Below are 25452 nucleotides of genomic sequence, written 5' to 3' on the forward strand. Positions count from 1 at the left end.
AAGGCGGTGGCCCCGCCGGCTGACCTCGGCGCCCGCGTCGATCGATACCGTTGCTGCCTTCCGGCCCTGGCGGGGTTTTCGACCTAGCGTCGCGAGGGGCCGACGGGGCCACCATAGAGACGTCGGCCGCCCATTGGGCGGCCAGTTCACGGATCAGGGGAAGCAGCGCGCGTTGCGCCGGAGACCACAGCCGGACTGCACATCGGCTGGCCGATGGCAGACGCGCATTCTAGCGCAGGCAGGCCCATCGACGCCAGCTTCGCGCACTGAATCGGCTGTAACCCGTTGCCGGCGGCGGCGGCCGGGGGCTGCCCCCGTTGCTAGAATGCCGGCCAGGAGGAACGACCTCCCCCACATCGGGAATCAAAGACCAGGACGGCCTGGCCCTACCAAGAGGAGGGCCGTCATGGCCTGGATCTATCTGTTGTTCGCCGGCCTGCTGGAAATCGTCTGGGCCGTGTCCATGAAGCAGTCCGAAGGCTTCACCAAGCTCACTCCCACCGTGGTCACCATCATCGGCATGATCGCCAGCTTCTGGTTGCTGGCGGTGGCCATGCGCAGCCTGCCGCTGGGCACCGCCTATACGATCTGGACCGGCATCGGCGCGGTCGGGGCGTTCGTGGTTGGCATCGTGTTTCTCGGCGAGCAGGTCAGCCCGATGCGGATCGGTGCAGCGGTATTGATCGTTTCCGGCCTGGTGCTGATGAAACTCTCCAGCAGCTGAATCCATTTACTTATGGCGGGGAAGGGAATCTCCGCTTGCTGCAGGTATATGCATTTTCGGCAAAACCATTTTGTCCGCCGGTTTTATTTGACGTACGTCATAAAAATAACGAGCGTGATTCACATGCCGCTGGCGCCATCGGTCGCACAGTGCCGCCATTCGTCAGGCGAAACCGGGGAGTTTTCGCTCTGACGGACACGCCGGCGCACCCTTTTCAAGGGGCGTCGCGTGAAGATGTGAAGATTTTCAGGAGTTAATGCCGCCAGGCCTTGTTTCCGTGTCGGGAGCCGGGATGGGCTGCATCGTCTCCAAAAAAACTGCCCGCAGTGCCATCCGGTCTTTTCAGGGAGATTTACCGATGAACCGCATTTACCGTCTGGTTTTCAATCGCGCCCTCGGCGTAATGCAGGTTGCTTCGGAGGTCGCCCAGAATCCCGGCGGAAGTGCGGCTACCGCGAAGCGGCCACCGCGACTGCGGGCGCATCAGTTGGCGGTGGCACTGGCGGCCACGCTGGCCAGTGGATCGGCATTCGCGGCGTGCACGACACCGGGCCCGACCATCACCTGCACCGGAACCACCAACAATTTCGTCGACGCCACCAATGGTGTCCAGGTGACCGTGGCACCTGGCGCGAACGTAGGAAGTACCGCTGGCCTGGGGAATTCGATGACGTTGAGCGGCAATGGCATCCAGCTCACCAACAACGGCACGATCGGCACCAATGTCGGCCTCTTTGCTGCCTCCGGCGCGGTGCTGGGCAATGCCAGTGGCCAGGCGATCAGCGTTACCAACAGCGCGACCGGCACGCTTCAGGGCTTCATTGATATTGGCTCCCTGCTGGGCGCGAATGGCCGCGCGCTGTCCGTGCAGAATGGCGCAGGCGGTGTCACCACGATCAACAATGCCGGCACCGTCAACATGAATTTCCTGCTGGGCGGGCTCGGCACGGCCGACGCGCCGGCCATCGTCAGCTACGGTGGCGCACAGACGGTCCTGAGCAACAGCGGCGGGATTACCGGGCGGGTCGGATTGGCCGGCTCGACGCTGGGCAACTCGGTCAACAACAGTGGCACGATCACCGGCAGTGTCTACCTCGGTGATTCAGCGCAGGGGAATACCTTTACCGCCGTGTCCGGGTCCAGTGTGGCGAACGGGGCCGGGGCCTCGGCGGGAATTGATGTACTGGGTGGTATTTCGGTTTCGCTCGCCGCCGCAGGCACGGTCAATGCCGGCGTGGGCGCCGGCGCCGCCAGCAACACGCTGGTGCTGCAGAACGTGGTCAGCGGTCCGGGGGCCGGTACCGGCGGTGCAGTGACCACGCTGGGCTGGAACCAGTACCTCAACTTCCAGAGGCTGACCGTCAACAGCGGTACGTGGAACCTGCAGGGTGCATGGGGCGGAACCGGGCCGACGACGCTCAACGATGGTCTGATCAACTTCAACAATGCCGCTTCCTTCGGCACAGGGCTGCTCACCGCCAACGGCGGTGCCATTGCCTCCTCCACGGCGGGTCTGAACCTGGCCAACGCTTTCAGCCTCGGTGGCAATCTGTCCCTGGCAGGGACCAATGCGTTCGGCCTGGGGGGCGTGCTGTCCGGTACCGGCGGGCTGACGGTCAACAACACCGGCATCGTTACTCTCGGCGGTGCGAACCTGTTCTCCGGTGGCGTCAACCTCAATGCTGGCGGCCTGGTGCTGGGCAATGCCGGTGCACTCGGTAGCGGCAACCTGACCGTCGGTGGCAGCGCTTCGCTGGATACGACGGCGGGCTTCACCCTGGGCAACAATCTGGTGATCAATGGCGGGGGCTCGCTGAACCTGCTGGGCAGCAACGCGTTGTCTTTGAACGGTTCGATCTCGGGTGCCGGCAACCTGACCAAGAACGGTGCCGGCACGCTGACCTTGAACGGCGCCAATTCGCTGACCGGCAACTTCAACCTGGCCGGAGGCGCGTTGGCGCTGGGCGCGGGCGGCAGCCTGTCGCCCACCGGTGCGATCACGGTCGGCGTCGGCACCACCCTGGACCTCTCGGCAGCCGCCAACCAGACCATCGGTTCGCTGGCGGGCCTCGGCGGTTCGGTCAATTTGGGCAGCCACACGCTCACCCTCGCCGGACTGGGTAATACCAGCTACAGCGGCACGTTCGCCGCAGGCACGGGGGGCCTGGTCAAGCTGGGCACCGGCGTGCAGACCTTGTCGGGCGTGAACAACCTCAGTGGCGGCGTAGCACTCAACGCCGGTGGTCTGCTGCTGGGCAATGCTGCTGCGCTGGGCAGCGGTACGCTCTCCGTTGGGGGCAGCACGACACTCGACGGCACGACGGCGCTGGCGCTGACCAATACAGTCAACCTCGGTTCGGGTGCCAGCCTGAATCTGCTCGGCAACCAGGCGCTGACGTTCAACGGCGTGATCGGTGGCACCGGCAGCCTGGTGAAGAGTGGAGCGAGCACGCTGACACTCAACGGTGCAAATACCTTTGGTGGTGGGCTGGCGCTCAATGCCGGTGGCCTGGTCCTGGGCAATGCCGGCGCGCTCGGAACCGGCGCGCTGAATGTCGGCGGTGCGACAACGCTCGATGCCAGCGCGGCGCTGAGCGTGGGCAATGGCATCAACCTCGGTGCAGGTGGCCTGCTGAATGTATTGGGCAGCAATGCACTGACGCTGGGCGGCGCCATCGGTGGCACCGGCAGCCTGGTCAAGAACGGTGCCGCCACGCTGACGCTGGGGGGCGCGAATACCTTCACCGGCGGCCTGGCGATCAATGCCGGCAAGGTTGCGGTGGGCAGCGGCGGAAGCCTGGCGGCCGGCGGTGCGGTCAGCCTGGCCGGCGTTGGCGCGGACCTGGACATCTCGCTCGGCGGCAACCAGACCATCGGCGCGCTGTCCGGTATCGCCGGCAGCACGGTGACACTGGGCAGCAGCACGCTCACCTTTGGTGATGCCACCAACCAGACGTTCGCGGGCGTGATCGGTGGTACCGGCGGCCTGGTCAAGCAGGGGACGGGCATCCAGACCCTGAGCGGCACCAACACCTTCAGCGGCGGCGTGAATCTGACGGCGGGCGGCCTGCTGCTGGGCAACAACAGTGCAATCGGCAGCGGGGCGTTGACGGTCAGCGGCAATAGTTCGCTCGATGGCAGCGCGGCATTGAACCTGGCCAATGCCATCAATCTGGGGGCGGCGTTGACCTTGCCGGGCACCCAGAACCTCACCCTGGGCGGCAACATCACCGGCACCGGCAGCCTGACCAAGAACGGTGCCTCGCTGCTGACCTTGAATGGCACCAACACCTTCAGCGGGGGAGTGAATCTCAACGCGGGCGGGGTGCTGCTTGGCAATGGCGGCGCGCTTGGCAGTGGTGCGCTGAACGTGAGCGGCAGTGCGTCGCTTGATGGCAGCGCGGCGCTGAGCCTGGCCAACAACGTGACCCTGGGCAGTGGGGCCGTGTTGTCGCTGCCGGGGTCGCAGGCGATCACGCTCGGCGGGGTGGTTTCCGGTGCGGGCGGCCTGGTCAAGAACGGTGCCAGCACGCTCACGCTCAACGGTGCCAATGCATTCACCGGCGGCCTGGTGCTCAATGGCGGCGGCCTGATGCTGGGCAATGCCGGCGCGCTGGGAACCGGACTGCTTGCAGTCGGTGCAAACGCCACCCTCGACAGTTCGGTGGCATTGAACCTGGGCAACGCCATCGATCTCGACACCGGTGCGCAGCTGAGCCTGGTCAGCAACCAGAACGTCGCGTTGGGTGGACTGATCACCGGCACCGGTGGCCTGGTCAAGACCGGTAGCGGCGTTCTGTCATTGAACAACAGCAATACCTTCAGCGGTGGCCTTGCGTTGAACGCGGGCAGCGTGTCGGTCGGCGCCAACGGTGCGCTCGGCACGGGGGCGCTGAACATCGGCGGCAATGTTTCGCTGGATGCGGGCGCCGCGGTTTCGCTGGCCAATGCGGTGAACCTGGGCGCCAACACGCTGACCCTGCCGGGCAGCAACAACCTCACCCTGACCGGTGTGGTGGGAGGAACCGGTGGCCTGATCAAGAACGGCGCCTCGACGCTGACGCTGTCCGGTGCGAACACCTTCCTGGGCGGTGCCACGGTCAATGCCGGCACGCTCGCGCTTGGCGCCGGTGGCAGCCTTGCCGCAACCGGTGCGGTGGACCTCGCCGGTGCCGGAGCGACGCTGGACCTCTCCGCGGCCGGGGCCGGGCAGACGATCGGCGCGTTGAACGGCATCGCCGGCAGCCATGTGGCATTGGGCACGCAGACCCTCACTTTCGGTGGCGCCAGCAATGGCAGCTTCGCCGGTGTCATCGATGGCAGCGGTGGGCTGATCAAGGTCGGTGCTGGCGTACAGACGCTGTCCGGAGCCAATACCTTCAGTGGTGGCCTAGCGCTCAATGCGGGTGGGTTGGTGCTGGGCAATGCAGGCGCCCTCGGTACCGGTGCGTTGGGCATCGGCGGCACCACCACGCTGGACAGCACCGTGGCGCTGAACCTGGCCAACGCAGTGAACTTCGGTGCCGGTACGCAGCTGACGCTGGGCGGCAGCAATGACGTCGCGCTGGGCGGGGTGATCGCTGGTAACGGCAGCTTGATCAAGAATGGTGTGGGCCTGCTGACCCTCAACAACACCAATACCTTCGGCGGCGGCCTGACCTTGAACGGTGGTGGCCTGGTGGTCGGCGCGAATGGTGCGCTCGGTACCGGCGCGCTGGCGGTGAATGCCAGCACCACGCTGGACGCGGGTGCTGCAGCGACGCTCGGCAACGCGGTCACGCTGGGCTCGGGTGTCGCACTGACATTGCCGGGCAGCAATGCGCTGACGCTGTCGGGTGTGATCGGTGGCAACGGCAGCCTGATCAAGAACGGTGCCACCACGCTGACGCTGTCCGGTGCCAACACCTATACCGGCGGTACCACCATCAACGCCGGTACGCTGGCACTGGGAACAGGTGGCAGCCTTGCTGCGGCGGGTGATGTCACGCTGGGTGCAGGCGCTGGCTTCGATATCTCCGGTGCCAGTGGCAGCCAGACCATCGGCGCACTCAGTGGCGTGGGCGGAAGCACGCTGGCGCTGGGCGGAAATTCATTGACGTTCGGAACCGCCAGCAACGCCGCGTTCGATGGCGTGATCAGTGGTGGCGGCGGCCTGGTGAAAGTGGGCGCCGGGGTGCAGACGTTGTCCGGTGCCAACACGTTTGGTGGCGGCGTGACGCTCAACGCAGGCGGGCTGGTGCTCGGCAATGACGCGGCGCTGGGTACGGGGGCGTTGACCGTCGGCGGTGCCGCCACGCTGGACACCACCGGCCTGGCAACGCTGGCCAACAACATCGCCCTCAATGCCGGGCTGACCGTACTCGGCAGCAATGCGCTGACACTCAACGGTGTCCTTTCCGGCGCTGGCAGCCTGACCAAGAATGGCGTCGCGACGCTGACCTTGAACGGGATCAACACCTACACCGGTGGCACCAACATCAACGCCGGCACGCTGGCGCTGGGTGCCGGTGCCAGCCTGGCGGCGAGCGGTACCGTGAACCTCGCCACCGGTGCCACGCTGGATCTGTCTGCCGGCAGCGGCACGCAGGTGTTCGGCACCCTGGTCGGCAACGGTACGGTGAACCTCGGTGCCAACTCGATCGAAGTCGGCGGTGCCACCAATGGCACGTTCAGTGGCTCGATCGCAGGCACGGGTGGCCTGACCAAGGTCGGTTCGGGCATCGAAACGCTGACCGGCACCAATACCTATACCGGCGGCACCTTCATCAACGCCGGCACGCTGGCGATTGGTCCGGGTGGCAGCCTGGCTGCGGACGGGGCGGTGACGCTCACTGCGGCGGGAACCGGCTTCGACATCTCGTCGTCCGGCGCCAGCCAGACGATTGGTTCGCTGGCCGGCGTGAGCGGCTCCACGGTCAGCCTGGGCGCGCAGTCGCTGATCCTCGGCGGCATCACCAACAGCGTGTTCGACGGTGCGATTTCCGGCACCGGTGGCCTGGTCAAGAATGGCGCCGGCATCCTTACGCTGGGTGGTGCCAATCTGTTCAGTGGTGGCGTTGCACTCAACGGCGGTGGCCTGGTGGTCGGCAACAACGCTGCGCTCGGCAGCGGTGCGCTGACGGTGGGCGGCAACGCGACGCTGGATGCATCGACAGGCGTCAACCTGGCCAACAACATCGGGCTTGCAGCGGGCGCCAACCTCGACCTGCTCGGCAGCCAGGCGCTGACGCTGGGCGGTGTGATTTCCGGTACCGGCGGCCTGATCAAGGACGGTGCAGCCACCGTGACCCTGAGCGGTGCCAACACCTACACCGGTGGTACCACCATCAACAACGGCACGCTGGCGATCAGCGCCGGTGGCAGCCTGGCGTCGACCGGTGCGGTGAACCTGGCAGGTGCCGGTACCCTCGATATCTCCGCGGGCAACCAGACCATCGGTTCGCTGGCCGGCGTGGCCGGCAGCACGGTGGCACTCGGTGGCAGCACGCTGACCTTGGGCGGCACGGTGGACAGCAGCTTCAACGGCGCGATCAGCGGCAACGGTGGCCTGATCAAGAACGGCGCCGGCGTGCAGACGCTCAATGGTGCGAGCACCTTCAGTGGTGGGGTAACGCTCAATGCCGGTGGCCTGGTGGTCGGCAACAATGCTGCGCTGGGCACCGGCGCGGTAACGGTGGGTGGCAATGCCACGCTCGATTCGAACACCGCGGTGACGCTGGCCAACAACTTCGTCCTCAACGCCGGGCTGACCGTGCTCGGCAGCAACAACCTCACCCTCAACGGCAGCCTGAGTGGCACCGGCAGCTTGACCAAGGAGGGTGCCGCAACGCTGACCTTGAACGGCATCAACACCTACACCGGTGGCACCAACATCAATGCCGGTACGTTGGCATTGGGCGCGGGCGCGAGCCTGCACGCCAGCGGCATCGTCAACCTGGCTTCGGGGGCGACCTTCGACCTGTCGGCGGGCAGCGGCACGCAGCAGTTCGGCACCCTGATCGGCAACGGCACGGTGAACCTGGGCGCCAACACGCTGACGATCGGAGACGCCACCAACGGCACGTTCAGTGGTTCGGTGGCCGGCTCCGGCGGCCTGATCAAGGAAGGTTCGGGGACCCAGACGCTGACCGGCACCAACACCTTCACAGGGGGTACCACCATCAACGCCGGCACGCTGGCAATCGGTGCAGGCGGCAGCCTGGCGGCAACCGGCGCGGTGAACCTGGCCAATGCCGGTACCGCCTTCGACATCAGCGCAGGGGGCGCGCAGACGATCGGTTCACTGGCCGGCGTGGCTGGCTCGGCCGTGGCGCTGGGCACCAGCACGCTGACCCTCGGCGGCGTCGGCAATACGACGTTCGCCGGCACCATTGGTGGCACGGGTGGACTGGTGAAGAACGGCGCAGGTGTGCAGACCCTGAGTGGCAGCAACACCTTCAGCGGCGGCGTGGCACTCAACGCCGGTGGCCTTGCCCTGGGCGACAATGCTGCACTGGGCACCGGCACGCTGATCGTGGGCGGCGACGCCAGCCTGGACGCCACCAGCGCGCTGACGCTGGCCAACACCGTGCAGTTGAGCAGCGGCACGCTGACCCTGGCGGGCAGCAATCCGCTGACGTTGAATGGTGCAATCAGCGGTGCCGGCGGCCTGCTCAAGGATGGCGCAGCAACGGTCACCCTGGGCGGTGCCAGCACCTACACCGGCACCACCACCATCAACAGCGGTACATTGGCGGTGGCGGCCGGTGGCAGCCTGTCCGCTGCCAGCACGGTCAACCTGACCGGTGCCGGTACGCTGGATATCAGCGCAGGTGGCAGCCAGAGCATCGGCGGCCTGGCGGGTGTGACCGGATCCAGCGTGGTGCTGGGCGGTGCAACCCTGACCACCGGCGGCAACAATGGCAACACCGTCTTCGGCGGCGTGCTCAGTGGCACCGGCGGCCTGGTGCAGAGCGGTACCGGCACGCTGACCCTGAGCGGCGCCAACACCTATACCGGCGGCACCACCATCAATGGTGGCAGCACGCTGCAGATCGGCAACGGCGGCAGCACCGGTTCGGTGCTGGGCGACATCACCAACAATGGCAGCCTGGTCTACAACCTGGGCACGACGGCAACCGTGGGCGCGGTGGTCAGTGGCAGCGGCGGCCTGACCCAGGCCGGCAGCGGGACGCTGGTGCTGACCGGCAACAACACCTACACCGGCGGCACCACCATCAATGCCGGCGGCACGTTGCAGGTCGGCAACGGTGGTGCGACCGGTGCGATCGTTGGCGACATCACCAACAACGGCGCGCTGGTGTCCAACGTGGCCGGTAACACCACGCTGGGTGGCACCATCAGCGGCGGTGGTGGCCTGACCCAGGCCGGCAGTGGCACGCTGACCCTGACCGGCAACAACACCTATACCGGTGGTACCACCATCAATGCCGGTGGCACGCTGCAGGTGGGCAATGGCGGTGCGACCGGTGCGATCACCGGCAATGTCGCCAACAACGGCAGCCTGGTCTTCGACGTCGCCGGCAACACCACCGTCGGCGGCGCGGTCAGTGGCAGTGGTGGCCTGACCCAGGCCGGCAGCGGCGTGCTGACCCTGGTCGGCAACAACACTTACACCGGCGGTACCACCATCAATGCCGGCGGCACGCTGCAGGTGGGCAATGGCGGGGCGACCGGCGCCATCGCCGGCGACATCACCAACAATGGTGCGTTGATTTCCAACGTGGCCGGCAACACCGCGCTGGGCGGCACCATCAGCGGCAGTGGCGGCCTGACCCAGGCCGGCAGCGGTACGCTGCTGCTGAGCGGCAACAACACCTACACCGGCGGTACCACCATCAATGCCGGCGGCACGCTGCAGCTGGGCAATGGCGGTGCGACGGGCTCGATCGTCGGCGATGTGACCAACAATGGCACGCTGCTGTCCGACGTGGCCGGCAACACCACGCTGGGCGGCACCATCAGCGGCAGTGGCGGCCTGACCCAGGCCGGCAGCGGCACGCTGACCCTGACCGGCAACAACACCTATACCGGCCCGACCACCATCAACGCCGGTGGCACCCTGCAGGTCGGCAATGGCGGCGCCAGCGGTGCGATCGGCGGCAGTGTGACCAACAACGGCAGCCTGGTGTTCAACGTGGGGGGCAACACCACCGTCGGTGGCGCCATCAGCGGCAGCGGCGGCCTGACCCAGGCCGGCGCCGGTACCGTGACCCTGACCGGCAACAACACCTATACCGGCGGTACCACCATCAACGCCGGTGGCACGCTGCAGGTCGGCAATGGTGGCGCGAGCGGTGCGATCACCGGCAACGTCAGCAACAACGGCAGCCTGGTGTTCAACGTGGGTGGCAACACCACGGTGGGGGGCACCATCAGCGGCAGCGGCGGCCTGACCCAGGCCGGCACCGGCACCGTGACCCTGACCGGCAACAACACCTACACCGGCGGCACCACCATCAATGCCGGTGGCACCGTGCAGGTCGGCAACGGCGGGGCCAGCGGCTCGATCACCGGCAACATCACCAACAACGGTGGCCTGGTGATCAACACCGGCGGCACCACCACACTGGGCGGCAGCATCAGCGGCGGCGGCAGCATCGTGCAGGCCGGCCCGGGTGGCCTGAATCTCGGCGGCAACAGTGGTGGTTTCAACGGCACCGGCCAGGTCACCGGTGGTGGCCTGAATGTCACCGGCACCATCGGCGGCCAGTGGACCATCGGCAGCGGTACCACACTGTCCGGCACCGGCACCATTGGTGGCACCGGCGGCGGCGTGACGGTGTCCAGTGGTGGCGTGCTGTCGCCGGGCAATGGTCCGGGCAACGGCAGCGGCGCAGGCAATGGCACCGGCACGATCACGGTGGGTGGCAACCTGACCCTGTCGCCGGGCAGCACGCTGGGCATTGATCTGGGCGCCACCGGCAGCGACACGGTGCAGGTGGGCGGCAGCGCCAACGTGGGTGGCAGCACGGTGCAGGTGAACACCATTTCGCCGAGTACCAGCTACCAGCAGGGCCAGCAGTACACCGTGGTCAATGCGGGCGGTGGCGTAAGCGGGCAGTTCGCCTCGGCGACCTCGCCGTCGGCCTTCCTGACCATCACCCCGGTCTACACCGCCAACACGGCCAACCTGCAGATCGACGTGGCGCAGACCGCAGCGTTCACCACCGTGGCCAACACGCGCAACCAGTACAACACTGCTGCGGCGCTGGACAGCCTGCCGCAGAGTGGTGCGGCGCTGGGCCTGTACAACACGGTGCTGATGTATGACGCCGGCACTGCGCGCAGCGCATTCGACCAGCTCTCCGGTGAAGTGCACGCGGCCAGTCGCGCGGTGTTGCTGTACGACAACTACCTGGAAGAGGGCATCCGCCAGCGCCTGGGCAGTGAGCTGCCGACCGTGCGTGGCGAGCGTGCCTCGGCCTGGTTGGCCGGCAGTGGCAAGGTGTTCAAGCAGGATGGCGATGGCAACGGTGATGAGATCCGTTCCAACCGCAATGCGGTGATGGCGGGCGTGGACTGGCAGCTGGGTGAACACGTGGTGCTGGGTGCAGCGGCCGGCAACGAACGGCTGGATACGCGCCTGTACGATCGCAGTTCGCGCGCCCGCCTGCGTGGCAACACGTTCGGCCTGTATGCACAGGGACAGTGGAACAACGGCTTCGCGGTCGGTGGCAGCGTGTCGCGCGGCGACTACCGCACGCGCACCACGCGTGAAGTGCCACTGCTGGGCCAGACCCTGTACAGCCGCCAGGATTCGGACGTGACCATCGCGCAGGTGGAGGGCAGCTGGACCTGGACCCACGGCAGGACCCAGCTGCAGCCGTACGTGCAGTTCACCAAGCACTGGGTCGACAGTGATCGTGCGCTGGAGCAGGGCGGCAGTGCCGCACTGGTGATGGAAGGCGGCAAGGACACGCTCAACGTCAGCACGGTGGGCGTGCGCGGCCGCTGGGACGTGGGTAGCGGCGAGCGCTTCCCGGCGCAGCTGACCGTCGGCCTGGGCTGGCAGCATGCGTCGGGTGACACCGATGTGGCCAGCCGCAACCGCTTCGCGGTCGGTGGCGATGCCTTCGATGTCTACAGCGCAGTGATGGCACGCAACGCACTGGTCAGCCAGGTGGGTGTGGCGGTCGGCCTGGGTCGCAACAGCCAGCTGTCGATGTTCGTGCAGGGCCAGCATGGTGATGGCCGCCGCGATGTGGGTGGGCAGATCAACCTGCGGGTAGGCTTCTAAGGGGAGCGGGCCAGCGGTAGATCCACGCGCCGCGTGGATCTACCGTTGCGGCGCGACGGTGCCGCCGCGTCGCTCAGGCCACTCAGTTCGCCGCATCCTGCTTGCGTCGACGCAACCCGGCGGGCGGGTCGAACAGGCTCGAGGGCACTTCATCGAAAGCGACCTCGGTAACACGCAGGCCGCGCTCGGTACGCTGGTTGCCGGTGCGTCCGCGGTAGCCCAGCAGCAGGCCCGTGCGGGTATCGATCCACAACGTGCCGGAGGTGGTGCCATCGGGGCCGTGCGCGTTGTCATAGCGCCAGCCGGCAGCGAGGCGGCCCAGGATGAACTCGCCCGGAGCCGGTGAGCAGCGCCCGCCGATCGTCTGGCATGGGGCGGCGGGGTCGTACCAGTAGGGCCCACTGGCGTCGGCGACCGGCAGCGTGTAGTTGCCACGTTCGCTTACCAACCATGCCCGGCCGCGTTGGCCTTGAGTGGTCAGCCATGCATCAGGCGCATTGCTGCCGCGGAAGTCGATGCGGATGGCCGGCCCGCGCAAGCGGATCTCGACCTCGACCTCACCGCCAGGCGCGCTGGGACCGAGCGGGCCCAGGCCGTAGGCGCGCGCCAGCAATCGCGCCTGTGGAGGTTCGCTGTCTGCTGCGTCCGTGGCCTGCGCGGCCGTGGTCCAGGTTGCTGCCATCAACAGGCTGGCCAGCAGCATCCGCATGTCAGCGCGCCAGGTTGTTGCTGTCATGCACGGGGCTCTGCATGCGGACGATCGCATAGGACTCGATCGGCATGCGTCGATGGCCGGTGATCGGGTCCTCGATCAGCATCGAGGCCGGGCGGAAACTGTCGCCTTCGCTGACCAGATCCGAAAGACCGGCGATCACCCGGTCGGCAAAGGGAACGATCAGGGGCATCGGATAGGTGACCTTGATCTTGAGGATGTTGGCGTCTTGCACGCTGACACGGCTGCTGCCGACGCGCGCATCGCGGAAGGCAAGGTTGTCGTTCGGCAATGCATAGCGCCCATCGAACTGGCGCTCGCGGAATTCGTTGTACGCGGCGCGGCTGGGCGAGATGACCTCGATCTTCGGCGACAGCAACGGGTTCTTCCACAGCAGGGCGACCTTGGCGCGGGCGGCGACGGCACCGGCGGCATCCGGTGAGGTGGCGTACAACGGAGCCATTGCCATTTCCAGCGCGCTGCGCATCTCCGAATGACTGACACCACTGACCGCGCCGGCACGTGCGGCCTGCAGCGTGGCGAAATCCAGCAGCGACTTGGCGCGATAGATCAGGACGAACTGGAAGATGACCAGGATGAGGAAGATGAAGGCCGGAACCACGATGCAGAACTCAAGCAGCGACTGGCCGCGCTGACCGCGGATGGACGAGCGAATGTGCTTCATTGCAACGCCCTCGTGGGTGGCGGTGCCGCAGGTGGAGAAGGGCACCATTGGAACGTTTCGCCCAGCGCCGGAGCGATATGCCTGAGGCTGTCCACCGGCATTTCCAGCGTGGAGTAGGCGCCGCGACACCAGGCGCCGCGCCAGGGGCGCACGGCCTCGCGCCAGCCAACGGCGCGCTGATCGCGGTCCAGGAACAACAGGTCGAGCGGATACCCCATCGCCAGCGTGTGCACGCTCGAGCAGGGGGTTATCAGCAGGCCCTGCCCGGGCTGGAGTGGCGCGCGCAACAGCAGGCCGCGCAGCCGCTGGTGCCAGCGATCGGCATGCCAGACGCAGCTGAGCAGTTGCTGCTGGTCGCGGATCAGGGCGCCGGTTCTCATGCGCGGGGCCTCACAGGATTCCCTGCTGCTTCATCTGCAGGAAGATGAAGTAGGCCAGGACGACGAAGATCAGCGGGAAGAAGAACAGCACCAGCGGAAGCATCATCTTCACCGGTGCTTCCAGCGCCAGCTTCTCGGCGCGGAGGAAGCGCTCTTCGCGGCGTTGCATGGCCTGCGAGCGCAGTGTGTCGCTGAGGCTGGCACCCACCCGGTCGGCCTGGATCAAGGCGCTGGTGAAGCTGGTCAACTGGGAGATGTCGGCGCGATCGGACATGCGTCGCAGTGCTTCGGCGCGCGGAAGACCCGCACGCAGATCACGCAGCATGCGCGAGAACTCCTGTGACAGTGGTCCGGGCGGCCCCTTGTCGACGGACTGCTCGATCGCACCGGTGATGTTCAGGCCCGCCTCGACGGCCATGGTGATGAAGTCGAGGAAGATGGGCAGGTCGCGGACCACGTGCTTGGAGCGTGCCTTCCGCCGTTCGCCCAGCCACAACGTGGGATACATCCAACCGAAGGGCGCGCCGAACGCCAGGGCCATCAGCACGGAGCCGAATCCGAACCGGCCCAGCAGGATGATGGTGAACAAGAGGAATGAGCTGGCCACGGCGGCGGAAACGATGCGCGCGCCATACAGTTCTTCCGGCGACAGCACGAAGTCCTGGCCGGCCGATTGCAGGCTGCGGTGCGCGCGCTCCAGCTGCGCCGAGGACAGGCGCGGCCCGGCCAGGCGCGTAGCGACCGTGATCAATGGCCACAGGATGCGCAGCAGCAGCGGCAGCGGATCCTGGTAGTTGCGCTGGTCCACCTCGACCGACTGCACCAGTCCGCGCAGCGCGAATGCAAGCAGCCCTACAGCGGCAGCGGCAAGCAGTGCGACCAGGATGAGCAGGGCGTTCATATGTCGATCGTCATGATTTTGCGGCACATGCGGTAGCCGAGGTATTCCAGTACCCCGATCAGGCCCATGACGCACCAGCCGATGAAGGTGTGGAACATGGGGTTCATCGTTTCCGGATAGAACAGCACGAGAAAGCCGACAAGGCCGGCGGGCAGCATCGCCATGACGATGCCCTGCAGGCGCCCCTGCGCAGTGAGCGCCTTGACCTTGCCTTCCATGATGAGCTTGCGCCGCAGCGTTTCGGCGAGCGTGGACAGGCTTTCGGCGAGATTGCCACCGACCTCGCGCGAAATGCTGACGGCGGCCACGAACAGCTTCACGTCGGCGATGGGTACACGGGCGGCGAAGTTGTCCAGCGCCTCCTCCGTGCGCACGCCCATGTGCTGCTCGCGCAGCACCAGTGCCAGCTCCTGGGCCAGCGGAGGCAGGCCATCATGGGCCAGTGCTTCCAGCGCGGGATTGAAGCCGACGCCGGCCTTGAGGCTGCCGGCCAGCATCAGCAGGCCGTCGGGCAACTGCTGCTGGATCTGGTCGAGGCGGCGTTGCTTCAGCCACAGGTAGATCTTGCGGGGCGCTACGGCCAGCAGGATCAGGGCCAGGATCGGCAGCAGCAGGTTGCCGCCGGTGACGATCCACAGCAGCACGGGAATCGCCAGCAGCATCAGGACATTGGTCCTGAACAGCACGCGCGGATCGACGAACAGGAACATGTCGGCCAGATTGACCCGCGCCTGGTCCATGAAGTTGGCGCGGTAGCGGTCCATGAAGCCGGAGCTGGCACGCGCCAGCAGCAGTACCGAGCCTGTCACGCAGGCAAAACACAGCAGGGCGATCAGCAGGATGTCACTCATTCCGCCGTCCCCCGGTGCGGAAGATGTCCAGGTCAACCGCGACGCCGCGCTCGGCAAGCTCTTCATAGAACTCCGGCACTGCACCGGTCGCGACGAATTCGCCCACCACCTTGCCATCGCGTCCGGCACTGGAACGGGCCTTGAACAGGAACACATCCTGCAGCTGGATGGTGCCGCTTTCCATGCCGGTCAGCTCAGTGATGTGGCTGACCTTGCGCGAACCGCAGGGGAAGCGCTTCTGGTGCACGATCAGGTCCACTGCGGACGAGATCTGTTCGCGCACCACCGTCATCGGCAGCTCCATGCCGGACATCATGACCATCACTTCCAGGCGCGACAGCGCCTCGCGTGGATTGTTGGCATGGGCGGTGGTCAGCGATCCTTCGTGGCCGGTGTTCATGGCCTGCAGCATGTCCAGTGCTTCGCCGCCGCGGCACTCGCCGACCACGATGCGGTCCGGGCGCATGCGCAGCGCGTTGCGCACCAGGTCGCGGATGGAAATATGGCCCTTGCCTTCCATGTTGGGAGGACGCGCTTCCAGGGCGACCAGGTTGGGCTGCACGAGCTTCAGTTCGGCCGCATCCTCGATGGTGACGATGCGATCGGTATCGGGAATGAAGTTGGAAAGGATGTTGAGCAGGGTGGTCTTGCCGGAGCCGGTGCCGCCGGTAACGACGATGTTGCGCCGTTCGCGCACCGCAACGATCAGGAACTCCAGCATCGGCTGGCTGAGCGAGCCGAACGTGAGCAGGTCCTTTCCTTCCAGTTTGCGCTTGGCGAACTTTCGGATGCTGATGCTCGGGCCGCGCAGCGCCACCGGCGGAATGATGGCGTTGACGCGGGAGCCATCTTTCAGCCGCGCATCGACCATCGGCGAGCTTTCGTCGATGCGGCGACCAAGGGGCGTCACGATGCGTTCGATGGCCGACAGCACCGCGCGGTCACTGGTGAAAACAATCGGGGACCGTTCGATCCGGCCTGCACGTTCAATGAAGATCTGATCGTGCGCGTTGACCATGATTTCGGTCACCGTCGCATCGTCGATCAGGTCTTCCAGCGGGCCCAGGCCGATGGCCTCATCGAGCACTTCCTTGGCCAGCCTGCGCGGGTTGATCGTCTTGGGCAGCTCAGAGAACTCCCGCTGCATCACTTCATCGATCAGCTTGATGGTGGCGTTGCGCAGTGACTCATCGTCCATGCTGCGCACGTCGAGCCGGCGCAGGTCCATCTGCTTGACCAGCGAGGCATGCAGCTTTGCACGATAGACGGCCATGTCCGGCGGCAGCTGCTCCGGTCGTGCCAACTGGCGTTCGCTGGATGGCTGCGCCGGTGCGGGTGCCGGTGCGGGCGTGGAGTCCACCGGCGCATCGTTGGCCGCGCCCGCATTGAAACTGCCGGCGTCGGCGGTGGGCTCGGCCGGCGGGTCGTCGTCCACCACCTGCAGCAGGTAGTCGCCGATCTGCACGCGGTCACGGCTGGTGAGCGGGCCACGGCTGCCTTTGACCTGTTCGCCATTCACCAGTACCGGCGAGCGGCCTCCCAGGCTCTCGATGAAGATGCCCTGGTCCTCGCGCTTCAGCGCCGCATGGCGTTGGGCGATGCTCCAACCCTGCAGCACCACCAGGTTGCCGTCGCCACGGCCGATCCCGCATTCACGGTGCAGGCAGCGGACACGTCGCTGGTCGCGGTTGGGTGTGTCGATGAGGATGTTGAACATGCGACGGCTCCGGTTACTGCACGAAATCTTTGTTCCGGCGCGGCATGGCCTGCTGGCCGCGTTCCTGGATCTGTCGCGCACGCTCCAGGCCATCGAGGTTTTCCTGCGAGCCCGGCGTCACAACGCGCGGAGTAACGAACATCACCAGCTCGGTACGGTTGCCGCGGAAGCCATCGGAGCGGAACAGCTTTCCCAGGATCGGGATATCGCCCAGCAGCGGCAGGCGCTTGGCATCCTGCTGCGCGCTGGAGTCGATCAGCCCGGAGATGACGATGGTTTCCCCAGCATGGACGTTGATTTCCGACTCGGTGCGGCGGGTGGTGAAGCCCGGAACGCCCTGCACGGTCACTGTCGGATCGACACGGCTGACCTCGGCCAGGATGCGGGTGGAGATGTCCTCGTTGAAGTTGACCAGTGGCTCGATGTCGAGCTTGATGCCGTATTCCTTGTAGTCGACGGTGACCTGGCCGAAGCCCTGCGGAACCGGGATCGGCACTTCGCCGCCAGCCAGGAACTTCGCCTGCCCGCCGCTGCGCGCACTGAGTTGAGGCGAGGCCAGCAGGAACGCCTTGCCCTTGTTCATCATCAGGTTGATCGCCGAGCCGATCTGCGTGGCGATGCCAAAGAAGGCCTGGGTTCCCTGCAGCTTGTTCGGCAACAGCACGCCGTTGGCCGGGCTCTGTTCGGGGTTGATGCGGTAGTAGTTGTTGTTGGTGAAATCCTTGACGATGCCGGCCACCGGGCCGCGGATCACGTTGTCCCACTGGATGCCGAGTTCTTCCAGCGCATTGCTGTCGAACTCCATGATCTTCACGTCCATCTGCACCATCGGGCGCATGCCGACCGGGTCGGCGGTGGTGAAGTTCAGCACCGTCGGATAGATCTTCTGGATCGCATCGATGCGGCTGCCGATGCCCGGGTTGATGTCCTGGCCGGTAATGACCACACGGTCGGCGACCGCATGCACGTTGATCTTTTCCACATCGGCCAGCAGGGTGCGGATGGTTTCGGCCAGGCTGACCGCATCGTTCTCGGAGATGTCCACCTGCACCTGCAGCTGCTTGCCGTTCTGCAGCCACAGGTGAACCGTGGTGGAGCCGGGCTTCATGCCCATCATGATCAGGTCACGCGGGCCGACGTTGGTGACTTCGAGCATCTCGCCACTACCGACGGCCACGCGCTTGAGTCCGCTGGGCAGCGTGTAGACCGCAGCCTGGCCGGCATAGATCCGGGCGCGGGTGGGCAGCGGCACCGCAGGCATGGCCGATGCGCTGGTGCGATAGGCGGGATCGGCAACCGGCGCCGGGAAGGCGCTCTGCCCGCCCGGTACCGGTGCATGGTTGGTGCTTGCCTGCGGCTGTGCCTGGACGGCGGGGCGCGGTGCGACCGTAATCGGTACCGGGGTCAGCTGGGTGCCAGTGGTCTGTGCCACGGCGAGTAGTGGTGCGGTGGCAACAGCGATGGCCGCGGTGGCGGCGATGAGGCTGCGGATTCCATTATTGCTGCGCATTCGTCGACCCTTTGCCCCCAATGATGAATTGCACGCCAGCACGACCCTGCGTGCCGTTGCCGAGCAGTTCCCTCTGCGTCATGCCACTGAGGCCGAACGCACCACGATCCTCCACCTGGCGAAGCATCACCCGCATCGAACCCGCCTTGGCGGCGACCGTGAGTCGCTGCGCCTGCGCCGGTGTCAGTTCCAGGGTGATGTTCGAATAGCCCTGCTGGTCTTCCGAGGCCGGCGTCTCGCCGACGCGGTTGCCGGTTGCAAGTACGTTGATGTCCTCAAGCAGCGGCAGCACCCGGGCGCCGGTCTGTTCCTGCTCGACGGTCAGCAGGATGTCGACGTGATCCCCGGGGGCGATCATGCCGGAGATCGAGTTCGTCTCGTCCACCTGGAGGGTGTAGCCCACGTTGCCCTTGGCGATCACGCGTGAGAACTGGTCGTACAGCGGTACCAGTGCACTGGCACCCAGCGGTGCACCTTCGCGGATCGGCGCGCGCAGCATGCGGCCGCTGTACTCGGACACATTGTCCGGCGTGATCGCATCGGCAGGCGGCAGGTCGGCGGGGACTTCGCGCACTGCAAGGTCGGCAACGGTGACGATGCTGCCCGGTTCCATGTCGGTCTTGGGCACGGCCACCGGCACCATTTCCACCGGCGGCGCGGCACGCTCGTTCACCGCCTTCTGCACGTAGCGCACGGCGACCAGGGCCGCGAACAGCCCAAGGGCGAGGGCGATGATGATGAAGACGACGTTGCGGTTGGCTTTCAGCGGGAGCGCCTTCATACGACTCCCATCGACAGCATGTAGGTGAACCCCTGGTACGCCTTGCGCAGTGAAGCGATCAGCTCGAGCACGATGTTCGGCTCGGCGACCAGGACCAGGACACCGACGGAAGCGACCACGGCGTACTCGATCAGTGCGGCCCCGCGCTGGCGGCGTAGGGACGGTGGAATGCGTTTTCTCATGGCGGTGGTCTCAGTGCTGCGACTGGTTGACGACAATCGAGGTTCCCTGCTCGTGCCGGTTGAAGGTCATGGTCATTTCCTGGTTGCCCTTGCTGTAGCGGACCACGCACTGCAGCGCGATCATCGAACACCCGGCAGGGCCGGAACTGCGGCTCCAGCCGTCCGCGGGGAGGCGGCTGGCGTAGAAGGCATCGGTCTGGAACGGAGACAGCGTGCTTTCCATGGACAGGCTGCGCCCGGGCGTATCCAGGTAGGAGATGTCATTGATCACCTGGGTGCCGGACGGCTTCGGAAAATCAGCGCCGGCCGCCGCATCGGGCTTGCGCTTGAGCAGGCGTGTAATGCCGATCTGCGACTGGCTGCCACTGCCCTTGGCCGATACCTCGATGGTCACGTAGTACTCGCCGTGCGCATGGCCGATCACGGTCTTGCCACCGACCTCGTTGATCACGGTCTGCCCGGGCCATTCGCGGTTGTAGTAGCTGACGATGGACGACACCGGCAACGTGGACGTGAAGCGCGAGATGCGCATGGGCAGGCCGTTGTAGAGCATGTCCTTGGCCACCCACTCGCTCTGCGCGCCCCCGGGCTCGGGGATGTCGGGCCAGGACGCGGCCAGCGCAGGCCAGGCGAACAGCAGCGCGGCCAGTGCCGCCAGCAGGTCAACGCGACGGCGCATAGGCGGGCAACTTGTCGACGGGCACCACGTCGGGTGCGATGTAACCGGGATCAAGCCTGCTCAGCGTCCCGATCATCGGGATGCCGGAGAGGCCGTCAAAGGCCTTGGCGATGCCCGCCATGTGCTGGGACGGCACCAACGGCTTGACCTGCGCGATCACCGAGCGTGACGAGTTGACCTTGAGCCCTGAACCGGCGGCATTCCAGGGGTCGGCCAGCACCACATGGGTGGCCTGCAGCTTCAGGCCCAGGGAATCGAAGGGTTCCAGGTACGCGGCCGCACTGCCGTTGGCACTTTTCAGGTCCTGCACATCCAGCCGCAGTTGGGCCTGGGTCAGGCCGTTGCGGTTGGGCGGGAACGAACCGAACATCGAGGTCACGTCGCCGATCTTCTTCATCATGCCGCCTGCCGACGTGCTGGTGTAGGAGACCAGTGCAAGGTCACCGCGCCGCACCAGCGGCTGGTTGGAGAAGGTGTTCATCAGTACGTCGCCGACGGCGGCATCGCGTGCGCCGGTCTGCGCCTGGCTGACGATGGGGTCGTTGGCACGCCCGAAGTAGCGGTCGACGGCGAGATCACGCTGGCGTCCGCTGGCCGGCAGTTTGTAGTCCGGCGATACGGTGGCTTCCCAGGCGATCGCGCGCGCGGCCTGCTGGGTGGCCTGGCGGGCGTGGATGTACTTGGCGAGGATCGGGATCAGCAGGAAGATCGGCACCAGCACGGCGCAGAGCACGGCGACTTCGGTGAGACTCTGGCCGCGCTGGCGCCGCGCGCCTCGGAATGGGCGTTCCCTGTCCATGGCTACCTCAGCAGGTCATCGTTGGGAGGAAGGTTCGCGCGGTACCTCGAGGTCGCCGCGTTCAAAGGGTTGGCCCACCGTCATGCGCTGCGTGGTCAGGCGGGTGCCATTGCCGTCCAGGGGTTCCTGTTCCAGGACAATGGCGTAGCGGCTTGGCCGGTAGTCGTTCAGCGCGCCGGGGGTGAAGCCCCAGCCGGCACCGGCCGACCACACGCACTGGCTGAACCGTCCGTTCTCGTCTTTCCACGCGTTGCACGGCTGGCCGGCGACCCTGCGGTTGCCCGCGCGCTGGAAGCCCGGCGAGGCGGTGCCTTCGTCGGCTTCGGCGGCAAAGCGGGCGAGCCCGTCGCTGTCGGCAGGGGACTGGCTGCGCTCTCCCGTTGCCAGATCGACCTGCTCCAGGCCGGAGGCGCTCTGGGTCTCCTGCAGGCCGGTGGCTTCCAGCCGGAACTGGCAACTGGTCGACGGGCCATCGTTGAGCAGGCGCCACTCGCGGGTACGGAACACTTCCTCTTTGCTGGAAAGCCAGGCTTCGTAACGGACGGTCCCGAGGCGGGCGACGTCGGCGTCATCCAGCGCGCGAGTCGGCAGCCCGGCCGCCTGGCAGTCGCTCAGTGCTTGCTGGTAGCTGGTGCGTGCCGCATTGCGGCCATCCACCAGGGTCTCGGCAATCTGGTCAAGATGGATGCCGGGCATGTTTTTGGCTGCGGCCGGCTCGCCGTTGTCCGCCGCGCTGCCACAGCCGCTGATCAGCAGTGTGGCGATCGACAGGTGCAGGCGATTGAATACAGCAAACGTCATGGCATCAGGGCTCCGGCTGCCGCCAGGGCAGCCTTGGTGGTGGCATCGGTCTTGACCAGTCGTGCCTGCCAGTAAGGACTGAACAGGTTTCCGGTTTCACGCTTGCGGTCATCGCGGCTGAACATGCGCAGCTGCACCGGACGGTCGAAGAACACCTGCGCGGAGGAAAGTGCGGCGATCTTGTTGTTGGCCATCTTGTCCGGCAGTTCCATCTGCGAGCCCGCCGGAGTGCCGATGCCGGCGCCGGAGGTGGTGCGCGCGCTGGTGCCGGCGGTCTCGGCATAGATGGTGAAGACCGGGCCGACCTTGTCGCGGTCACGATCATTCTCGGCGTAGGGCTGCAGCGCCTGCCCGGCCTTGACGTCGTGATAGTCGCGCAGGCCGTTGTAGCCGGTGAAGAAGGCCTTGCGATGCTGGCCATTGGCTAAGCGCACGTTGGCATCCTGGCTGCGGTCGACAATCCACGCCGCGCCACGATTGCGGCGCACCGCTTCGCCATACGGGCGGTAGCGGCGGCGGTCCCAGTCCGAGTACCAGCCGTTGCCGTTGCCGAAGCCATTGAGGAAGCGCTGGTTGCGATAGCTTTCCACGGCCTGCGCACCGCCCCAGCCGACCGGAATGTCGATATCAGGAAGCGGCCATGGCAGCGGAAGCTCGACCGCCATGGTGTCCAGCGCCGCCCATCGGTTGTAGTCGACCATGTCGGTGCCGCCGGACTGCACCAGGAAGCCGAGGAAATCATCGCTGCGGCTCTTGCTGAAGCCATCACGCGATTGCATCACCACATTGCGGAAGCGGTCGGCACCCTGGCGCTGCGTGGCCGAGCCACCGTTGGCGGTGCGGGGAATGCTGTAGCGCTGCAGCAGCCGGTTCTCGGCCGTGGCCAGCTGCGTGCCCAGCACCGCGGTTCCGATGGTGCCCAGTTGCGCCTGCGGTGAGTTCCGCTGCAGCACATCCTTGGCGATGGTGTAGCTGTCCAGCCGCGATACGCCTTCAATGACGAGCTGCACCGAAGCAGCGAACATCATGTTGAGCTTGTCGATGGCGATGATGGCCGCCTGCGCGACAGGCTGGAACGCCTGGCGGGTGCCCTTGAGAATGCGTTCGGCGACCTTGAAGGCGGTTGCCAGTGCCTTGAACACCACGCCGATGTAGGGAATGGCGGAGAGCACATCCAGCGTGGTGCGGATGACGATCGACGTGGTGTGCATCTGGTTCAGCCACGAATAGAGGCTGATCGTCTGTGCCACGGCCACTTCGTTGGCAACCCGGGCACGGTTCATGTAGGCCGCGTAGTTCAGTGCGCGTGCCTGCTGGATCGCAACGCTGTAGGCGGCTGCGTCCGCCGCGTTGACCAGCTCCACCTTCTTGTTCACCACCTGCCCCGTGTTGAACAGCAGGACAATCCCGATGCACAGAACCAGAATGAGTGCCAGCCCGAGAACCATTGCTTGGCCGGCGACCGTTCGGTGGCTGGAAACGCCCCGGGCCGCACGGCTTCGTGCCAAAGCCAATGCGCTGCGCATAACGAATTCCTGGGCCGGAGGCCATGGCTGCCCGTCGCGCGCCGCGTGCGGTGCGCGCAGGGAGATTATGCTGGGAGGGCCCTGGCGGCTTCATGCCGCCAGGGCTGGGGTATTACTTGTTCTTGTACGCGTCCATGCCCTTGGTCTTGTCAGCTTCCTGCTGGGCGCTGTTGGCCTGGTTCTTGGCGCGGTTGATCGACTGCGTCGCGCTCTGGCCGGAAAGTTCTTTCGACATGCCTGCCACCTGGCTGCGAACCGTGCCTCCGAAGAAGGTGACGGCTCCGATCGCGGCAATGGCGATCAGCGCGGTGATGATGATGTACTCGGTCATGCCCTGACCGGCCTGCTTACGGGAAAAACGGATGTGACGACGGCTGCGTTCCATGTATTTCCTCCTTGATGGCAGGAATCCTCCCGGGTGTGCGGGATATTCGGCGTGTCCGCTGGGGGATCCTGATTAATGGCAGGGCGAGGTAAAGACAGGAAGCTCACACCCTGGTTCGTCGAAAATTTGTCGCTCGTTCGAGAACGGGGCCAAGCCTATCGACAGAAAATTGACGATACAAGTCAGGTTTTTCCGATATGCAATGAAATATTTGAAAATGTGATGCGTGCTACAAATTAACAATTGTCTGCACATAAACGCATCAATTTTGAGCTAGATGCGCCCATTTTCGTCAAGGAAATTAACATTCAGCTGACACATTTATGTCACGCCGGTGGCTGGGTGTGTCGGAATTCTGGCGCGCCAGGTGCTGCGTGGAGAGCCTCGTTCGTATTCAAATCGAACGATGGATTCGAATGCATTTACTTCGCCGGATCCGTGATGAGACGGATGGCCGTGCGGCGCGGAAAAGAAAAAAGCACATGCAGGGCATGTGCTTTTTTCGTATCGCTTCAGCGCAGGAACGTCGTCGTGATATCAGCGCTTGACCAGTTCCACGCGACGATTGGCGCGACGCCCTTCCTCGGTTGAGTTGTCGGCGACCGGCTGGCTCTGCCCATAGCCTTTCGCGCTCAGGCGATCGGCTGCGATTCCACTGCCGACAAGACGCGTGCGTACCGACTCCGCACGCGCCTGCGAGAGCGTCTGGTTGTGCGATTGGCTGCCGCTGTTGTCGGTGTGTCCTTCCACGGAAAGACGAAGCTGCGGGTCTGCCTTCAGCAGATGGGTGACCTGCGCGATCTGCGGTTCCGAATCGGGCAGGATCTCGGCGGCATCGGTTGCGAAGTTCACCTGGATGGACACCTTCCCACTGCTGTCCAGTGCCTGCTTCAGGCTGTCGGCTTCAATGACCTTGGCCGTGATCTGCACCGGCTTTGTCTCTGCGACGAGCAGGCCGCCGGTATTTCCACCCGAGCCCAGGTGAATCCAGATATCGCGATCTTCGCGATGGATGACATAGGTTTCTGCGGGTTCGTTGTAGATATCACCGATGCCGCCGACATAGGTGGTCGCCGCCTTGCTGTTGCCGATGTCACGCGATGCATCGGCAGGAATGGTGCCGGAGAAAATACGCTTGCCACCCAGGGCCTCGACCAGGCTCTGCACATTGCGGCTGAGCTCAAGTTGCGAGTAAGGGTGATCGCTGCTGCTCTGCAGTACCGAAGAATGAACCTTGCCTTCAATCCATTCCACGCGATCACCGGTCCAGAACGGTACGCGATCAAACTCGCTGTCCACCACGTCCTGGCTGGCGTAGCCCTGCGGCAGCCCGAGATAGGGGAAGCTGCCGATCGTTGCCTGCGATACGGGCAGCTCGGCAACATTGAAGGCTGCGGCCTTCTGGCTTCCATCCGCGGCCGAGGCAGCCTGCGGTGATGGTTCGGCTGCGGCGCCGGAAGGTGTAGCCGAGGAGGCGCCACCCTCTGCGGGCGCTTCACCAGCGCGCTTGCAGGCACCCAGTGCCAGCACCAGGCTGGCGGCCAACAGGCTCGCACGCATTGCGGACATCGTCGATCCGT

17 protein-coding genes and 1 other RNA gene are annotated in these 25452 nt (G+C 65.7%); 2 read left to right on the forward strand and 16 right to left on the reverse strand.

All coding sequences use genetic code 11. The features are described 5' to 3' along the window. Positions 1-9: 9 nt before the first annotated feature. Positions 10-106: signal recognition particle sRNA small type (gene ffs, locus AB1281_RS02805), an RNA gene on the reverse strand. Between the two features lie 300 nt (positions 107-406). Between ffs and AB1281_RS02810 the strand changes: the two genes are divergently transcribed. Together AB1281_RS02810 and AB1281_RS02815 are read left to right on the forward strand one after the other, a co-directional pair. Further along, the gene (locus tag AB1281_RS02810) at positions 407-724 is read left to right on the forward strand and encodes a DMT family transporter (protein WP_010483859.1); all 318 of its coding nucleotides are present in this window, start codon (positions 407-409) and stop codon (positions 722-724) included. Between the two features lie 358 nt (positions 725-1082). Beyond that, a complete protein-coding gene (locus AB1281_RS02815; protein WP_430344997.1) occupies positions 1083-11963 on the forward strand; it encodes an autotransporter-associated beta strand repeat-containing protein in 10881 nt (3626 codons plus the stop codon). Between the two features lie 82 nt (positions 11964-12045). On the opposite strand, the gene AB1281_RS02820 is transcribed toward AB1281_RS02815, so the two are convergent. From AB1281_RS02820 to AB1281_RS02890, 15 genes are all read right to left on the reverse strand, one after another. Next, positions 12046-12672, reverse strand: coding sequence for a hypothetical protein (locus AB1281_RS02820; protein WP_188488043.1), 627 nt, complete (start codon positions 12670-12672; stop codon positions 12046-12048). A gap of 1 nt (position 12673) precedes the next feature. Beyond that, positions 12674-13360, reverse strand: a complete 687-nt coding sequence (locus AB1281_RS02825; protein ID WP_197586992.1) for a TadE/TadG family type IV pilus assembly protein — start codon at positions 13358-13360, stop codon at positions 12674-12676. Then, complete coding sequence (locus AB1281_RS02830) at positions 13357-13740, reverse strand: DUF192 domain-containing protein (protein ID WP_430344998.1); 384 nt, start codon at positions 13738-13740, stop codon at positions 13357-13359. The genes AB1281_RS02825 and AB1281_RS02830 overlap by 4 nt, the downstream gene beginning before the upstream one ends. Positions 13741-13750: 10 nt before the next feature. Next, positions 13751-14641, reverse strand: coding sequence for a type II secretion system F family protein (locus tag AB1281_RS02835; RefSeq protein WP_430344999.1), 891 nt, complete (start codon positions 14639-14641; stop codon positions 13751-13753). Then, positions 14638-15492 carry a type II secretion system F family protein gene (locus tag AB1281_RS02840; RefSeq protein ID WP_014036167.1) on the reverse strand — a complete coding sequence of 285 codons (855 nt, stop codon included), beginning with the start codon at positions 15490-15492 and terminating at the stop codon, positions 14638-14640. Before AB1281_RS02840 ends, AB1281_RS02835 begins: the two co-directional genes overlap by 4 nt. Beyond that, the gene (locus AB1281_RS02845; protein ID WP_014036168.1) at positions 15485-17209 is read right to left on the reverse strand and encodes an ATPase, T2SS/T4P/T4SS family; all 1725 of its coding nucleotides are present in this window, start codon (positions 17207-17209) and stop codon (positions 15485-15487) included. The genes AB1281_RS02840 and AB1281_RS02845 overlap by 8 nt, the downstream gene beginning before the upstream one ends. A 13-nt stretch (positions 17210-17222) precedes the next feature. Next, positions 17223-18719 (reverse strand): type II and III secretion system protein family protein, encoded by a 1497-nt coding sequence (locus tag AB1281_RS02850; protein ID WP_014036169.1) that lies wholly within the window; start codon positions 18717-18719, stop codon positions 17223-17225. Next, positions 18706-19500 carry a Flp pilus assembly protein CpaB gene (gene cpaB / locus AB1281_RS02855; RefSeq protein ID WP_014036170.1) on the reverse strand — a complete coding sequence of 265 codons (795 nt, stop codon included), beginning with the start codon at positions 19498-19500 and terminating at the stop codon, positions 18706-18708. The genes AB1281_RS02850 and cpaB overlap by 14 nt, the downstream gene beginning before the upstream one ends. After that, positions 19497-19682: a hypothetical protein gene (locus AB1281_RS02860; protein ID WP_014036171.1), complete on the reverse strand. Its 186-nt coding sequence runs from the start codon at positions 19680-19682 to the stop codon at positions 19497-19499. Before AB1281_RS02860 ends, cpaB begins: the two co-directional genes overlap by 4 nt. Before the next feature lie 10 nt (positions 19683-19692). Further along, positions 19693-20361 (reverse strand): hypothetical protein, encoded by a 669-nt coding sequence (locus AB1281_RS02865; RefSeq protein ID WP_430345000.1) that lies wholly within the window; start codon positions 20359-20361, stop codon positions 19693-19695. Next, positions 20345-21160: a TadE/TadG family type IV pilus assembly protein gene (locus tag AB1281_RS02870; RefSeq protein ID WP_014036173.1), complete on the reverse strand. Its 816-nt coding sequence runs from the start codon at positions 21158-21160 to the stop codon at positions 20345-20347. Before AB1281_RS02870 ends, AB1281_RS02865 begins: the two co-directional genes overlap by 17 nt. Positions 21161-21175: 15 nt before the next feature. Further along, entirely contained in the window at positions 21176-21961 is a 786-nt protein-coding gene (locus tag AB1281_RS02875) for a hypothetical protein (protein ID WP_430345001.1), read from the reverse strand. After that, complete coding sequence (locus AB1281_RS02880) at positions 21958-23487, reverse strand: pilus assembly protein TadG-related protein (RefSeq protein ID WP_430345002.1); 1530 nt, start codon at positions 23485-23487, stop codon at positions 21958-21960. Before AB1281_RS02880 ends, AB1281_RS02875 begins: the two co-directional genes overlap by 4 nt. A gap of 112 nt (positions 23488-23599) precedes the next feature. Further along, positions 23600-23872: a hypothetical protein gene (locus AB1281_RS02885; protein WP_014036176.1), complete on the reverse strand. Its 273-nt coding sequence runs from the start codon at positions 23870-23872 to the stop codon at positions 23600-23602. Positions 23873-24409: 537 nt separating this feature from the next. Then, complete coding sequence (locus tag AB1281_RS02890; protein WP_430345003.1) at positions 24410-25441, reverse strand: OmpA family protein; 1032 nt, start codon at positions 25439-25441, stop codon at positions 24410-24412. Positions 25442-25452 lie beyond the last annotated feature (11 nt).

It is taken from the genome of Stenotrophomonas sp. NRRL B-14846, from assembly GCF_050473585.1.
GTDB lineage: Bacteria > Pseudomonadota > Gammaproteobacteria > Xanthomonadales > Xanthomonadaceae > Stenotrophomonas.